At 72.6% G+C, this 14,506-nt stretch carries 14 protein-coding genes; 10 read left to right on the top strand and 4 right to left on the bottom strand.

All coding sequences use genetic code 11. From position 1 onward, the window contains the following. The first annotated feature begins 14 nt into the window (after nucleotides 1-14). Nucleotides 15-1,622, top strand: coding sequence for an acyl-CoA carboxylase subunit beta (locus ACFYOP_RS13700; RefSeq protein WP_356897108.1), 1,608 nt, complete (start codon nucleotides 15-17; stop codon nucleotides 1,620-1,622). Between the two features lie 29 nt (nucleotides 1,623-1,651). After that, complete coding sequence (locus tag ACFYOP_RS13695; protein ID WP_356897106.1) at nucleotides 1,652-1,858, top strand: acyl-CoA carboxylase epsilon subunit; 207 nt, start codon at nucleotides 1,652-1,654, stop codon at nucleotides 1,856-1,858. Between the two features lie 327 nt (nucleotides 1,859-2,185). On the opposite strand, the gene mmpB is transcribed toward ACFYOP_RS13695, so the two are convergent. After that, a complete protein-coding gene (gene mmpB, locus ACFYOP_RS13690; protein WP_356897104.1) occupies nucleotides 2,186-2,314 on the bottom strand; it encodes a morphogenic membrane protein MmpB in 129 nt (42 codons plus the stop codon). 101 nt (nucleotides 2,315-2,415) lie between these two features. Between mmpB and ACFYOP_RS13685 the strand changes: the two genes are divergently transcribed. Continuing rightward, on the top strand, nucleotides 2,416-3,030 hold the full coding sequence (locus tag ACFYOP_RS13685; protein WP_356897102.1) for a nucleoside triphosphate pyrophosphatase: 615 nt from the start codon (nucleotides 2,416-2,418) through the stop codon (nucleotides 3,028-3,030). A gap of 6 nt (nucleotides 3,031-3,036) precedes the next feature. Here the strand turns inward: ACFYOP_RS13685 and ACFYOP_RS13680 are convergent, their stop codons facing one another. Beyond that, nucleotides 3,037-3,486, bottom strand: coding sequence for a hypothetical protein (locus tag ACFYOP_RS13680; protein WP_356897100.1), 450 nt, complete (start codon nucleotides 3,484-3,486; stop codon nucleotides 3,037-3,039). A gap of 380 nt (nucleotides 3,487-3,866) precedes the next feature. Between ACFYOP_RS13680 and ACFYOP_RS13675 the strand changes: the two genes are divergently transcribed. From ACFYOP_RS13675 to ACFYOP_RS13660, 4 genes are all read left to right on the top strand, one after another. Beyond that, nucleotides 3,867-5,618: a biotin carboxylase N-terminal domain-containing protein gene (locus ACFYOP_RS13675; RefSeq protein WP_356897098.1), complete on the top strand. Its 1,752-nt coding sequence runs from the start codon at nucleotides 3,867-3,869 to the stop codon at nucleotides 5,616-5,618. 112 nt (nucleotides 5,619-5,730) lie between these two features. Next, complete coding sequence (locus ACFYOP_RS13670) at nucleotides 5,731-6,144, top strand: hypothetical protein (protein WP_356897096.1); 414 nt, start codon at nucleotides 5,731-5,733, stop codon at nucleotides 6,142-6,144. 3 nt (nucleotides 6,145-6,147) lie between these two features. Then, on the top strand, nucleotides 6,148-7,101 hold the full coding sequence (locus ACFYOP_RS13665) for a hypothetical protein (RefSeq protein ID WP_356897094.1): 954 nt from the start codon (nucleotides 6,148-6,150) through the stop codon (nucleotides 7,099-7,101). Nucleotides 7,102-7,121: 20 nt separating this feature from the next. Further along, nucleotides 7,122-7,685: a helix-turn-helix domain-containing protein gene (locus tag ACFYOP_RS13660; protein WP_356897092.1), complete on the top strand. Its 564-nt coding sequence runs from the start codon at nucleotides 7,122-7,124 to the stop codon at nucleotides 7,683-7,685. Nucleotides 7,686-8,075: 390 nt separating this feature from the next. Here the strand turns inward: ACFYOP_RS13660 and ACFYOP_RS13655 are convergent, their stop codons facing one another. After that, nucleotides 8,076-8,957 carry a DeoR/GlpR family DNA-binding transcription regulator gene (locus tag ACFYOP_RS13655; protein WP_388451613.1) on the bottom strand — a complete coding sequence of 294 codons (882 nt, stop codon included), beginning with the start codon at nucleotides 8,955-8,957 and terminating at the stop codon, nucleotides 8,076-8,078. A gap of 181 nt (nucleotides 8,958-9,138) precedes the next feature. Next, entirely contained in the window at nucleotides 9,139-10,638 is a 1,500-nt protein-coding gene (locus ACFYOP_RS13650; RefSeq protein ID WP_356897088.1) for an NAD(P)H-quinone dehydrogenase, read from the bottom strand. Nucleotides 10,639-10,874: 236 nt separating this feature from the next. On the opposite strand from ACFYOP_RS13650, the gene ACFYOP_RS13645 reads away from it, so the two are divergent. The 3 genes from ACFYOP_RS13645 to ACFYOP_RS13635 all read left to right on the top strand — a co-directional run bounded on the left by ACFYOP_RS13645 (nucleotide 10,875) and on the right by ACFYOP_RS13635 (nucleotide 14,476). After that, a complete protein-coding gene (locus ACFYOP_RS13645) occupies nucleotides 10,875-11,312 on the top strand; it encodes a gamma-glutamylcyclotransferase (protein ID WP_356897086.1) in 438 nt (145 codons plus the stop codon). A gap of 122 nt (nucleotides 11,313-11,434) precedes the next feature. Next, nucleotides 11,435-12,265: a purine-nucleoside phosphorylase gene (locus ACFYOP_RS13640; RefSeq protein WP_356897084.1), complete on the top strand. Its 831-nt coding sequence runs from the start codon at nucleotides 11,435-11,437 to the stop codon at nucleotides 12,263-12,265. Nucleotides 12,266-12,826: 561 nt separating this feature from the next. Then, the gene (locus ACFYOP_RS13635) at nucleotides 12,827-14,476 is read left to right on the top strand and encodes a phospho-sugar mutase (protein ID WP_356897082.1); all 1,650 of its coding nucleotides are present in this window, start codon (nucleotides 12,827-12,829) and stop codon (nucleotides 14,474-14,476) included. The last annotated feature ends 30 nt before the right edge of the window (nucleotides 14,477-14,506 follow it).

Here is a 14,506-nt window from a genome sequence, read left to right as displayed (position 1 = left end):
GGAGCCGCATCCCGATGTCCGAGCCGGAAACCGCCCTCTCGCAGAACCCGAGCAGCCACACCACCGCGGGAAAGATCGCGGATCTTCAGCGCCGTATCGAAGAGGCGACGCACGCCGGCTCCGCGCGGGCAGTGGAAAAGCAGCACGCCAAAGGCAAGTTGACGGCCCGCGAGCGCATCGCGCTGCTCCTGGACGAGGACTCGTTCGTGGAGCTCGACGAGTTCGCCAGGCACCGTTCGACCAACTTCGGGCTGGAGAAGACCCGCCCGTACGGGGACGGCGTCGTCACCGGCTACGGCACGGTCGACGGCCGCCCGGTTGCCGTCTTCTCGCAGGACTTCACCGTCTTCGGCGGCGCTCTCGGCGAGGTGTTCGGACAGAAGATCATCAAGGTGATGGACTTCGCGCTGAAGACGGGCTGCCCGGTCATCGGCATCAACGACTCCGGCGGCGCCCGTATCCAGGAAGGCGTCAGCGCGCTGGGCATGTACGGCGAGATCTTCCGCCGCAACACCCACGCCTCCGGCGTCATCCCGCAGATCTCGCTGGTCGTCGGCCCGTGCGCGGGCGGCGCGGTGTACTCCCCCGCGATCACCGACTTCACGGTGATGGTCGACCAGACCTCGCACATGTTCATCACGGGACCGGACGTCATCAAGACCGTCACCGGCGAGGACGTCGGCTTCGAGGAGCTGGGCGGCGCCCGCACGCACAACACCACCTCCGGTGTCGCGCACCACATGTCGGGCGACGAGAAGGACGCCATCGAGTACGTCAAGTCCCTGCTGTCGTACCTGCCGTCCAACAACCTCTCCGAGCCGCCGTCCTTCCCGGAGGAGGCGGACATCGCGGTCAGCGACGAGGACCGCGAGCTGGACACGCTCATCCCGGACTCGGCGAACCAGCCGTACGACATCCGCACCGTCATCGAGCACGTCCTCGACGAGGGCGAGTTCCTCGAGACGCAGGCGCTGTTCGCGCCGAACATCGTCACCGGCTTCGGCCGCGTCGAGGGGTACCCGGTCGGCATCGTCGCCAACCAGCCGATGCAGTTCGCCGGCTGCCTGGACATCAACGCCTCCGAGAAGGCGGCGCGCTTCGTCCGCACCTGCGACGCGTTCAACGTCCCCGTGCTGACCTTCGTCGACGTCCCCGGCTTCCTGCCGGGCGTCGACCAGGAGTACGGCGGGATCATCCGCCGCGGCGCCAAGCTGATCTACGCCTACGCCGAGGCGACGGTCCCGCTGATCACCGTCATCACCCGCAAGGCGTTCGGCGGCGCGTACGACGTCATGGGCTCCAAGCACCTGGGCGCGGACCTGAACCTGGCCTGGCCGACGGCGCAGATCGCGGTCATGGGCGCGCAGGGCGCGGTGAACATCCTGCACCGCCGCACCATCGCCGCCGTCGAGGGCGCGGAGGAGCAGGAGGCGACGCGGGCACGGCTCATCCAGGAGTACGAGGACGCCCTGCTCAACCCGTACACGGCGGCCGAGCGCGGCTACATCGACGCGGTGATCATGCCCTCCGAGACCCGCGCCCAGCTGGTCAAGGGCCTGCGGCAGCTGCGCACCAAGCGGGAGAGTCTGCCGCCGAAGAAGCACGGGAACATCCCCCTGTAGAGCTGCTACGCACGAGGAAGGGCGAGACGATGATCAAGGTCGTACGAGGAAACCCGACCCCCGAGGAGCTGGCCGCCGCCCTGGCGGTGGTCCAGGCCCGCGCGGCGGCGATCGAGGGCAGCGCGACGGACGGCCCCCACCCCCCAGAGGGCTGGTCGGACCCGGCCCGCATCGCCCGCACCGCAAGGCCCCTCCCGGGCCCCCGGGCCTGGGCCCGCAGCTACTGGCCGGTCTGACGCGCCACCGCCCGGGCGACGCGGTACCGCGTCTGGGGCCCCAGACCGTGACTGGGCCCCCACGCGGGCGACTCAAGCCCGGCCTGGGGGTACCTCCCACGGCCGCCAGGCCGTAGGGGGAGTCTGAGGCCACCGCGCGGGGCGCGGTACCGGGTCCGGGCGCAGCCCGGGCCCGCCCACCCAGCGGCACGGGACCGGGGGCGGAGCCCCGAACACCTCGCCCGGAGGGCGGCACGGGGTCCGGGGCTGTGCCCCCACGCGGCGGAGCCGCACATCCCGTACAGCGGGAGGGGCGGGGAGGGGAACAGTCCCCGCCCCGCCCCCGCGTCACCGCAACCCCGCCGCGAACATCGCCACCACCATCGCCAGCGCCAGCAACAGCCCCGCGCGCCGCAGCATCGTCTGCACGTCGCGGAGTTCCTTCGGCGGCTCGTTCTCCGGGTCGGACCACAGCATGCCTTCGATGGTGCTGGCGCACGGCCCCGAGCGCCTGAGTACGCGTACTCAAAAAGGGGCCCGGGGCCAGAAACCTCGGCGGCGGAAGGCGCCCGTTTACGATGGGCCGCATGACTCGTCTCGTGCTCGCCTCCGCCTCCCCTGCCCGGCTGAACCTGCTGCGGCAGGCCGGTCTCGCACCCGAGGTGATCGTCAGCGGCGTCGACGAGGACGCTCTCACCGCGCCCACGCCCTCCGAGCTCGCGCTCGTCCTCGCGGAGGCGAAGGCCGCGGCCGTCGCCGCCCGGCCCGACGCCGCCGGTGCGCTGCTGATCGGGTGCGACTCCGTCCTGGAACTCGACGGCGAGGCGCTCGGCAAGCCCGCCGACGCCGAGGAGGCGACCGCCCGTTGGAAGGCGATGCGCGGCAGGGCGGGCGTCCTGCGAACGGGACACTGCGTGATCGACACGGCGACCGGCCGCCGCGCGTCGGCGACCGCGTCGACGACGGTGCGGTTCGGCGAGCCGTCGGACGCCGAGGTCGCCGCGTACGTGGCGAGCGGCGAACCTCTCCACGTCGCGGGCGCGTTCACCCTGGACGGGCGCTCCGCGCCGTTCATCGACGGCATCGACGGCGACCCCGGCAACGTCATCGGTCTGTCGCTGCCGCTGCTGCGCCGGCTCCTGGCGGAGCTGGGCTTCTCGATCACCGACCTCTGGGCCGAGCAGGAGGCGTAGGACGCCTCACGCGGGCGACGCCACCCCGCCCACGGCCGGACCGGCAGGGTCGCCAGGACCCGCCGGCGCCTCCGGCTCGTCCGCCGGCCGCTCCTTGCCGTACACGATCAGCGACGCCACCAGCAGCCCCAGCACCACCATCATGAACGCGAAGGCGCTCCAGCCGACCAGACCCACCGTCAGCGCGCCGAGCACGCCGTGCACGACGGCGAGGCCGATCACCAGGACACGGGTGAAGCGGCCGGGCGCCCGGTCCCGTACCGCCACGACCAGCAGCAGCACGCCGGCCAGGGCGAGCAGCAGCCCGGTTCCTATGCCGAGCCCCCACGTCGCGGTCACCATGACATCCGTGTCGAGGCCGTCGAGCGACATCCGCTGGGCGTCCACGAACGTGGCCATGATGCCGTTGAGCACGACGATGCCGACGGCCTCCGCCAGCAGGACAAGCGCAGCCACCACGGCCACCGGTCTGCGCACCACGGCGCCCCCAACCCTGTGTGTACCGGAAGTACGTACGACAGCGGCGAGGCTACTGACCGGTAAACGCGGGGGCAAGGGATCGGGCACGCCCGGTCGGCCGGCAAAGAATCATTGGGCCATTCGTAGGGACTCCACAAAGAAACGCTCCGGCCCGCTGCGTTCACAGACAGAGACCTTGACCACACCAGAGGGCTACTGTGCGGGAGAGGAACCCGTCGTACCGTGGTGCGACAAGGGATTTCGCGCTCGAGCGAGCCTCGAATCACGCTCCGTGTGGGCAAGCTCACCATTGGGGACGGGTCGAAAGGCCGTGTCGGCAGTCCCTAAACTCAGCTTGTTTCAAGGAGGGAGCCATCGTGCGCAAGGTGCTCATCGCCAACCGTGGCGAAATCGCTGTCCGCGTTGCCCGTGCCTGCCGGGACGCCGGGATCGCGAGCGTAGCCGTCTACGCCGACCCGGACCGGGATGCTCTGCATGTCCGCGCGGCCGACGAGGCGTTCGCCCTGGGCGGTGACACCCCGGCCGCCAGCTATCTGGACATGGCCAAGGTGCTTCAGGCAGCAGCCGATTCGGGGGCGGACGCCGTCCACCCCGGATACGGCTTCCTGTCCGAGAACGCGGAGTTCGCCCAGGCCGTCATGGACGCCGGACTGACCTGGATCGGCCCGCCGCCGCAGGCGATCCGCGACCTCGGTGACAAGGTCGCCGCCCGCCATATCGCCCAGCGTGCCGGCGCCCCGCTGGTCGCCGGCACCCCGGACCCGGTGTCCGGCGCCGACGAGGTCGTGACGTTCGCGCGGGAGCACGGGCTGCCGATCGCCATCAAGGCCGCCTTCGGCGGTGGCGGTCGCGGCCTGAAGGTCGCCCGCACCCTCGAAGAGGTGCCGGAGCTGTACGACTCGGCGGTCCGCGAGGCGGTCGCCGCCTTCGGCCGCGGCGAGTGCTTCGTCGAGCGCTACCTCGACAAGCCGCGCCACGTCGAGACCCAGTGCCTGGCCGACACCCACGGCAACGTGGTGGTCGTCTCGACACGTGACTGCTCGCTGCAGCGCCGACACCAGAAGCTGGTGGAGGAGGCCCCCGCGCCCTTCCTGTCAGAGGCTCAGAACGCGGAGCTGTACCGCGCGTCGAAGGCCATCCTCAAGGAGGCCGGTTACGTCGGCGCCGGCACCGTCGAGTTCCTCGTCGGCGTCGACGGCACGATCTCCTTCCTGGAGGTCAACACCCGCCTCCAGGTCGAGCACCCGGTGACCGAGGAGGTCACCGGCATCGACCTGGTCCGCGAGATGTTCCGTATCGCCGACGGCGAGGAGCTGGGCTACGGCGACCCGGCCGTGCGCGGTCACTCGTTCGAGTTCCGGATCAACGGCGAGGACCCGGGCCGGGGCTTCCTCCCGGCGCCCGGCACCGTCACCGCCTTCGCCCCGCCCAGCGGCCCCGGTGTGCGACTGGACGCGGGTGTCGAGACCGGCTCCGTGATCGGCCCGGCGTGGGACTCCCTCCTCGCCAAGCTGATCGTGACCGGCGCGACCCGCGAGCAGGCGCTGCAGCGCGCGGCGCGCGCGCTCGCGGAGTTCAACGTCGAGGGCATGGCCACGGCCATCCCCTTCCACCGCGCGGTCGTCGCCGACCCGGCGTTCACGGCGGACCCGTTCCGGATCCACACCCGCTGGATCGAGACGGAGTTCGTCAACGAGATCAAGTCGTTCACCGTCCCCGCGGACGCGGAGGAGGACGAGACCGGCCGCGAGACCATCGTGGTCGAGGTCGGCGGCAAGCGCCTCGAGGTGTCGCTGCCGTCCTCGCTCGGCATGACGCTGGCCCGCACCGGCCTGGCCGCGGGCGCGAAGCCCAAGCGCCGGGCGGCGAAGAAGTCGTCGTCGGCCGCGTCCGGCGACACCCTCGCCTCTCCCATGCAGGGCACGATCGTCAAGGTCGCGGTCGAGGAGGGCCAGGAGGTCAAGGAGGGCGACCTGGTCGTCGTCCTGGAGGCCATGAAGATGGAACAGCCTCTCAACGCCCACCGGTCCGGCACGATCAAGGGCCTCGCCGCCGAGGTCGGCGCGTCGCTCACGTCCGGCGCCACGATCTGCGAGATCAAGGACTGACGTCTTCCGTCCGTCCGCCGAAGGGCCTCCGGCATCCGCCGGGGGCCCTTCGGCTGTGCCGTCCTATGCTGCACCTGCCAGACGACGATGCCGACGGACCGGGGGGACGCGTATGAGGATCCGGCTCAGGGTGGAGGGCCCCGAACTCGCGGTGGAGCACGCCCGTTCACTGCGTGGCCGCCTCATTCGGGACGGCTGGGAGACCGAGCTGGAGTACGGCACGGACACGGTGACCGTGCTGCTCCCCGAGGACGGCGGCGCGGCTCGGCTCGCGTGGTCGGTCGTCGAGTGGCGTGCCGGGCACCCCGGCACAGCGGACGTCGTCCCCGCGACCGCCGACGGCACGCCCGTGCCGGAGGAACTCGTCCGGATCCTGGCCGAGGAGTCGCCGGGCGGCACGGTCACGGTGCTCGAGCCGAACGATCACGACGCGATACCCGACGCCGCCGCGCGGCTCGCCGGGGACTGGCACGTCGGCCCGCCCGGGCCGGTCCTCGACCCGGACGACGACTGGGACCGGGACTGAGCCGTGGGAGACATCGCCAAAGGCGTCCTCGGCGGCGGCTGGTCGCTCGTCGCGGGCTGGGTGCTGCCCGCCGCGATCAACCTCGCCGTCTTCTTCACCGCCGTCGCGCCGAGCCTGCGGGGGACCGCGCTCATGGAGCGGCTGTGGCCCGCGTCCTCCGCCCACACGATGCTGCTGCTCCTCGTCGCCTCCGTCCTGCTCGGGCTCGTCCTCAACGCCCTGCAGGCGCCGCTCTACCGGCTGCTGGAGGGCTACCTGCTGTGGCCGCGCCGCGCATACGACCGCGGCTGCCGCATCCAGCGCGCCCGCAGGGAACAGATCACCGCCCGTATCGAGCAGACCGGCGCCGGGACACCGATCCGGGCCGCCCTGCTGCAGGAGCGCCTCGCCCGCTACCCCGCCGCGGACGAACAGATCGCCCCCACCCGGCTCGGCAACGCCATCCGCCGCTTCGAGGAGTACGGGTACGACCGCTACCGGCTCGACACCCAGGTCCTGTGGAACGAGCTCACCGGCACCGCCCCCAAGGAGATCGGCCGCCAGGTCGACACCGCGCGCAGCAGCGCCGACTTCTTCGTGGCGCTGCTGTACGGGCACGGCGTCACGGCCACCGCTGCGCTGGCGGCGCTCGCCTCTTCCAAGGCGGACGAAGCGCTGCTCCTCGTCACCGCGGTGGCACTGCTCCTGCTGATCCCGGTCTGGTACCGGGCAGCGGTGGCCGCCACGGACGAGTGGGCGGCAGCGGTACGGGCGCTGGTGAACACCGGGCGCAAGCCGCTGGCGGACGCGCTGGGGCTCGTACTGCCGCAGGACCTGGGCAAGGAGCGCGACATGTGGCTGCTCGTGACGCGGATGTCCCGGCGGCCGTACCGGCAGGCGGCGGACGCGGCCTTCGCGCCGCACCGGGCGGAGCCGGCGCCGCCCGGGTGCTGCCCACCGCAGCCGCCCGCCCGGTGACGTCCGGCATCCTTGACCTCGTGACCGATTTGAGGCCCAAACGCGCCGACGCGCGGCGCAACTACGAACGGCTGCTGACCGAGGCGCGGGCCGTGTTCGCGGAGCGCGGCACCGACGCGTCGCTCGAGGAGATCGCCCGCCGTTCGGGCGTGGGCATCGGCACGCTGTACCGCCACTTCCCGAACCGCCACGCCATGATGAACGCGGTGTTCCAGGAGGCGCTGGCCGACCTGCTGAGACGCTCGCACGATCTGGCGGACGCACCGGAGCCGTGCGCGGCGCTGGTGGAGTGGCTGCGTTCCCTCATCACTCACGCGGGTGAATACCGCGGGCTGGCCCGGGCGCTGATGTCCGCGTCCCACGACGAGAACTCGGCCCTGTCGGCATGCAGCGTCCCGCTGCGCGACGCCGGTGAACGCCTCCTGGGGCGGGCGCAGCAGTCCGGCGCGGTCCGTGCGGACGTGTCGATCGGCGACCTGATGCAGCTGACGAACGCGATCGCCCTCGCGGCGGAGCAGGACCCGGCGGACCCGGAGCTGGCGGACCGCCTGCTGACGCTGACGCTACGGGGCCTCCGGGCGTAGCCCGGCCGTCACGGTCCGGGGGCCTGGGCCGGCACCGGAGTCCGCGTATCCCGGGCGTGGCCCGGGCCTGTGTGCCTGCGTCCGGGTGCCGCTCCGGCGGGCACGCCCGGGACTGCTGTCCTCACCGCGCTTCGCGCGAGTTGCGACGCCTTACGTCCCGGACACACCCCTCCCCCAGGCCGACCCGTGCGCCCCCGCCGCACCTCCGGTCTCCGACAGCGGCTGACGCGACGAACGGGCCACTTCAGCCCCGCCGGCGATTGAGGCGCGGGGCCCGGGGCAGAGCCCCGACAGGACCGGCCCACCGCATCGACGGCGCAAGCCCGTCACCGGGTCAGCCCCGGTCGGCGCCGGGGCTGGGCGGAGCCCCGACGAGACCGGCCGCCGGCCTCAGCGGCGGCGGAGGTCGGCGACGCGGGCCGGGCGGTCCGGGAGCGGTTCGGGGGTCAGGGCGCCCGTGCTGCGGAGGCCCGCGCGGGTACGCCGCTGACCCGGCAGCGGCACCTCGGGCCGTGGCGCCGCCGCGCCCGCCCCCGCCACCGCGATCTGCACGCCCTGGTCCGCGAGCGCCTGCAGCTCGGTCGCCGCCCGTTCGTCGTGCGCCGGCGGCTCGTCCGTCACGAGGCGGGTGATCACGTCGGTCGGCACGGTCTGGAACATCGTGTCCGTGCCGAGCTTGGTGTGGTCCGCGAGGACCACGACCTCCGCCGCCGCCTGCACCAGCGCCCGGTCCACGCTCGCGGAGAGCATGTTGGACGTGGACAGGCCGCGCTCGGCGGTGAGCCCGCTCCCGGAGAGGAACGCGCGGGAGACCCGCAGCCCCTGGAGGGACTGCTCGGCGCCGCTTCCGACGAGCGCGTAGTTGGAGCCGCGCAACGTCCCGCCCGTCATGACGACTTCGACCCGGTTGGCGTGCGCGAGCGCCTGGGCGACCAGCAGGGAGTTGGTGACCACGGTGAGGCCGGGGACGCGTGCGAGCCGGCGGGCCAGCTCCTGCGTCGTCGTCCCCGCGCCGACCACGATGGCCTCGCCCTCTTCTACGAGGGCCGCCGCGAGGTCGGCGATGGCCGTCTTCTCGGCGGTCGCGGACAGGGATTTCTGCGGAAAGCCGGATTCGCGGGTGAAACCGCCCGGCAGTACCGCACCGCCGTGCCGGCGGTCGAGGAGTCCTTCTGCCTCCAGTGCCCGCACGTCACGCCGTACGGTCACTTCTGAGGTCTGGACGACGCGGGCGAGCTCACGGAGCGACACGGCCCCGTTGGCACGCACCATTTCGAGGATCAATTGGCGACGTTCTGCAGCGAACACGAAACTGACAGTAACCCCACCGCCCGTCAGTTTTCAGCTCTATGCGCCGGATAGCGGAAGTTGCGCACTTAAGAGGCCGCCAAGTGGTATAGGCGGCCTCTTAGTTGATCGGCTCCCGGGCGGAGTGCCCGGGGTTCGCCGGGTTTTACCCCTCGTCCGCCGTCTTCCGGGTGTGCAACTGGCGTGCCACCTCGGCGATCGAGCCCGACAGGGACGGATAGACCGTGAACGCGTTCGCGATCTGCTCGACCGTCAGGTTGTTGTCGACCGCGATCGAGATGGGATGGATCAGTTCCGACGCGCGGGGCGAGACGACCACGCCGCCGACGACGATCCCCGTGCCCGGCCGGCAGAAGATCTTGACGAAGCCGTCCCTGATGCCCTGCATCTTGGCGCGCGGGTTGCGCAGCAGCGGCAGCTTGACGGCGCGGGCGTCGATCCTGCCGGCGTCGACGTCGGCCTGGCTGTAGCCGACCGTGGCGATCTCGGGGTCGGTGAAGACGTTGGACGACACGGTCTTCAGGTTGAGCGGGGTGACCGCGTCGCCGAGGAAGTGGTAGACCGCGATACGGCCCTGCATCGCCGCGACGGACGCGAGGGCGAAGACGCCGGTGACGTCACCGGCGGCGTACACGCCGGGCGCCGACGTACGGGACACCCGGTCGGTCCAGATGTGGCCGGAGTCCTTGAGCCGGACGCCGGCCTCCTCCAGGCCCATGCCCGCCGTGTTCGGGATGGCGCCGACGGCCATCAGGCAGTGCGTGCCGGAGATGACGCGGCCGTCGGAGAGCGTGACCTCCACCCGGTCGCCGACCCGTCCCTCCTTGCCCGCCTTCGGCGAAGAGGGTCCCTGTGGTCCTGCGGGTCCGGGGACACGCTTCACCGCCGCGGCGCGGGAGCGGGCCATGACGTTCATGCCGCGGCGGCGGAAGACGTCCTCGAGGACGGCGGCCGCGTCCGGGTCCTCACCCGGCAGCACGCGGTCGCGGGAGGAGACGAGGGTGACCCGGGAGCCGAGCGCCTGGTAGGCGCCCGCGAACTCGGCGCCGGTGACGCCGGAGCCGACCACGATGAGCTCCTCGGGGAGCTCGTCCAGGTCGTACACCTGCGTCCAGTTGAGGATGCGCTCGCCGTCGGGCTTGGCGTCGGGGATCTCCCGCGGGTGGCCGCCGGTCGCGATCAGCACGGCGTCCGCGACGAGCGTCTCCTCCGTGCCGTCGGCCGCGCGGACGATCACCTTGCGGGAGCCGTCCGTCGCCTGCTGCCCGTCGAGGCGGCCGCGGCCGCGCATGACGCGGGCGCCGGCCCGGGTGACGGAGGCGGTGATGTCGTGGGACTGCGCGAGTGCGAGGCGCTTCACACGGCGGTTGACCTTGCCCAGGTCGACGCCGACGACGCGGGCCGCCTGCTCGATGTGCGGGGTGTCGTCGGCCACGATGATGCCGAGCTCCTCATAGGAGGAGTCGAAGGTCGTCATGACCTCGGCGGTGGCGATCAGGGTCTTCGACGGTACGCAGTCGGTCAGCACCGATGCCCCGCCCAGGCCGTCGCAGTCGACGACGGTCACCTCCGCGCCGAGCTGAGCGGCCACGAGGGCCGCCTCGTACCCGCCGGGTCCGCCGCCGATGATCACGATCCGGGTCACGAAAAAGTCCGCCTCGCAGTGTCGATCCCGGCCTGCCTGCCCGCTCTGCCGGGGTTCCGGGGATGCCCCCGGTGGCATGCAGTACGTACTTCATTGTCCCGCATCGTTCAGGCGTTCTCCCCCCGGGGCCTCCATACGGCCCCGACCACCATCGTTGGCATGTCCAGCACCCTCCGGAGGGTGCCGCGCCACGCGGAACGGGCGGTCCTTCGCCACCCTCCCGTACCCTCGACCCCATGTCGCTCTACGCCGCGTACGCCGGCAACCTCGACGCGCGGCTGATGTCCCGCCGCGCCCCGCACTCACCGCTGCGCGGCACCGGCTGGCTCAACGGCTGGCGGCTGACATTCGGCGGCGAGCAGATGGGCTGGGAGGGCGCGCTGGCCACGATCGTGGAGGCGCCGCGCTCGCAGGTCTTCGTCGCGCTGTACGACATCGCGCCCATGGACGAGGACTCGATGGACCGCTGGGAAGGCGTCGGCCTCGACATATACCGGCGGATGCGGGTCCGGGTCGCCACGCTGGACGGCGAGGAGGCGGCCTGGATGTATGTGCTGAACGCCTACGAGGGCGGCCTGCCCTCCGCGCGCTACCTCGGCGAACTCGCGGACGCCGCGGAGTCGGCGGGGGCGCCGCACGACTATGTGATGGAGCTGCGCAAGCGGCCCTGCTGACGGGCGGCCGCCGGCTGTGTGGCCGGTAGTCGTCTCTTCGTGGGAAACAACAAGACAACGATCCGAAGACCGTCGGCTGCGTCATCTACGCGCGTAGGAAGTCACGGGTTACCCTCGTCCGCGTGAACGCATCTGTGAATCCGGACCTCGTCGGCGCACTCGCCGACCCCCACGCCGCGGCCGACTCCGCCGCCGCACGCCTACGCGAGCTGACGGGCACCGAGACCCACGACGTCGCCCTGGTGATGGGCTCCGGCTGGGCTCCCGCCGTCGACGCGCTCGGCGTCCCGGAGGCCGAGTTCCCCGTCACCGAACTGCCCGGCTTCCCGCCGCCGGCGGTCGAGGGCCACGGCGGCAAGATCCGCTCGTACCGCATCGGCCAGAAGCGCGCGCTCGTCTTCCTCGGCCGTACGCACTTCTACGAGGGCCGCGGCGTCTCCGCCGTCTCCCACGGCGTGCGCACCGCGGTCGCCGCCGGCTGCAAGACGGTGATCCTGACCAACGGCTGCGGCGGTCTGCGCGAGGGCATGCGCCCGGGGCAGCCGGTGCTGATCAGCGACCACATCAACCTGACGGCGGCGTCCCCGATCATCGGCGCGAACTTCGTCGACCTGACGGACCTCTACTCGCCGCGCCTGCGCGCCCTGTGCAAGGAGGTGGACGCCACGCTCGAGGAGGGCGTCTACGTCCAGTTCCCCGGCCCGCACTACGAGACCCCGGCCGAGATCAACATGGTCCGCGTGCTCGGCGGCGACCTGGTCGGCATGTCCACGGTCCTCGAGGCGATCGCGGCACGCGAGGCGGGCGCGGAGGTTCTCGGCATCTCCCTGGTCACCAACCTGGCGGCGGGCCTGTCGGGCGAGCCCCTGAACCACGAGGAAGTCCTCCAGGCGGGCCGGGACTCGGCGGCACGGATGGGCGCGCTGCTGACGCGGGTCCTGGACCGCATCTGACCCACCGGCGCGCCGGGCACGTCTTCGGGGCCCGCCCCGGATGCGGGCGGTCCCGGTAGCGCGCTCCGCGCGATGGCCTCGATCTCCGCCTGCGGCCTGGCGGCCGTGGGAGGTGCCTGCGGGCCGGGCTACTCCAGCCCCGCCGGCGTTTGAGGCGACGGCAAGCTCCCAGCCCTGCGGCCGTTCGGACGCGGGGGCGTGCGGCCCGGCAACTCGAGCCCCGCCGGGGACACTCCCCCGACGCCTGGGCGGCCTGGGAGGCACCCCCACCCGCGGCCGCCAGGCCGCAGGGGGAGTCTGAGGCGGGACACCCGGCCCCGCCTGGGGCCCCCGCGGCCGCCAGGCCGCAGGGGAGACTGAGGCGCAGGGCTCGGGGCGGAGCCCCGACAAGACCGGCCACACCCGGCCCCGTCGGAGATCGAGACGCGGGGGCCCGGGGGGCCGGGGGCAGCGCCCCCGGTTCGGGAAGGGGCGGGGTGGGGAACACACCCGCCGCGGGCGCGACCCCACGCCTCCCCACCACGCACACTCGACGTAGCAGAGACGAGAGGCGGATCAACCGTGCACCAGGACCTCATCGCTCGGGCCAAGGCATGGCTCGCGGAGGACCCCGACAGTGAGACCCGGGACGAGCTCGGCAGGCTCATCGACGCCCAGGATCTCGACGCGCTGGCCGACCGGTTCAGCGGCACGCTGCAGTTCGGCACCGCCGGGCTGCGCGGCGAGCTGGGGGCCGGGCCGATGCGGATGAACCGGGCCGTCGTGATCCGTGCCGCCGCCGGGCTCGCGGCCTATCTGAAGGCCCGGGGCCAGGAGGGCGGGCTGGTCGTCGTCGGGTACGACGCCCGCTACCGGTCCGCGGACTTCGCCCGCGACACCGCCGCCGTCATGGTCGCCGCCGGCCTGCGCGCCGCCGTGCTGCCGCGACCGCTGCCCACGCCCGTGCTCGCCTTCGCCATAAAGCGGCTGGGCGCCGTGGCCGGCGTCGAGGTGACCGCGAGCCACAACCCGCCGCGCGACAACGGCTACAAGGTGTACCTGGGCGACGGCTCGCAGATCGTGCCGCCGGCCGACACGGAGATCGCCGCCGAGATCGACGCGATCCGCAGCCTCGACGACGTACCGCGCGCCGACGAGGGCTGGGAGACCCTCGGTGACGAGGTGATCGACGCCTATCTCGCCCGTACGGACGCCGTGCTGACCGCCGGCTCGCCCCGTACCGCCCGCATCGTCTACACGGCGATGCACGGCGTCGGCAAGGACGTCCTGACGGCCGCGTTCCACCGGGCGGGCTTCCCCGCGCCGGCGCTGGTCGCCGAACAGGCGGACCCGGACCCGGCGTTCCCGACGGTGGCGTTCCCCAACCCGGAGGAGCCGGGGGCGATGGACCTGGCGTTCGAGGCGGCACGTGCCGTCGTCCCGGACGTGGTCATCGCCAACGACCCGGACGCCGACCGCTGCGCCGTCGCCGTCCCCGACGAGACGGCCGACGCGGGCTGGCGGATGCTCCGCGGCGACGAGGTCGGCGCGCTGCTGGCGGAGCACCTCGTGCACAAGGGCGCGACCGGGGTCTTCGCCGAGTCGATCGTCTCCTCGTCGCTCCTCGGCCGGATCGCCGCGGCGGCGGGCGTCGGCCATGAGGAGACGCTCACCGGCTTCAAGTGGATCGCCCGCGTCGAGGGCCTGCGCTACGGCTACGAGGAGGCGCTCGGCTACTGCGTCGACCCCGAGGGCGTGCGCGACAAGGACGGCATCACGGCCGCGCTGCTCGTCGCGGAGCTGGTCTCCGAGCTGAAGGAGCAGGGCCGTACGCTCGGCGACCTGCTCGACGACCTCGCCGTCGAGCACGGACTGCACGCGACCGACCAGCTGTCCGTACGGGTCGAGGACCTGGGCGTCATCGCGAACGCGATGCGTGCGCTGCGCGAGCGGCCGCCGGCGGAGCTGGCCGGGCTGCGGGTGACCGGCGCGGAGGACCTGGCGCTCGGCACGGACAGGCTGCCGCCGACCGACGGGCTGCGGTACTACCTCGAGGGTGAGTTCAAGGCCCGTGTCATCGTGCGCCCGAGCGGTACGGAGCCGAAGCTGAAGTGCTATCTGGAGGTCGTGGTGCCGGTCGCCGACGCGAGCGGTCTGCGCCCGGCGCGCGAGCGTGCGGCGGCGGTGCTGGCCCGCATCAAGCAGGACCTGGCCGCGGCGGCGGGCATCTGACACGTCCGGGCCGGGCCCCGACCGGGCCCG

The sequence above is a fragment of the Streptomyces sp. NPDC006294 genome, assembly GCF_042870895.1.
In the GTDB taxonomy this organism is placed as follows: Bacteria; Actinomycetota; Actinomycetes; order Streptomycetales; family Streptomycetaceae; genus Streptomyces.
Note: the sequence above shows the minus strand (reverse complement) of the source record. Positions and strands in the feature narration are given on the sequence as shown.

Coding starts and splice junctions, on each gene's coding strand:
- ACFYOP_RS13700 (WP_356897108.1), top strand. CDS start 15: ATGTCCGAGCCGGAAACCGCCCTCTCGCAGAACCCGAGCAGCCACACC.
- ACFYOP_RS13695 (WP_356897106.1), top strand. CDS start 1,652: ATGATCAAGGTCGTACGAGGAAACCCGACCCCCGAGGAGCTGGCCGCC.
- mmpB (WP_356897104.1), bottom strand. CDS start 2,314: ATGCTGTGGTCCGACCCGGAGAACGAGCCGCCGAAGGAACTCCGCGAC.
- ACFYOP_RS13685 (WP_356897102.1), top strand. CDS start 2,416: ATGGGCCGCATGACTCGTCTCGTGCTCGCCTCCGCCTCCCCTGCCCGG.
- ACFYOP_RS13670 (WP_356897096.1), top strand. CDS start 5,731: ATGAGGATCCGGCTCAGGGTGGAGGGCCCCGAACTCGCGGTGGAGCAC.
- ACFYOP_RS13655 (WP_388451613.1), bottom strand. CDS start 8,957: ATGGTGCGTGCCAACGGGGCCGTGTCGCTCCGTGAGCTCGCCCGCGTC.
- ACFYOP_RS13645 (WP_356897086.1), top strand. CDS start 10,875: ATGTCGCTCTACGCCGCGTACGCCGGCAACCTCGACGCGCGGCTGATG.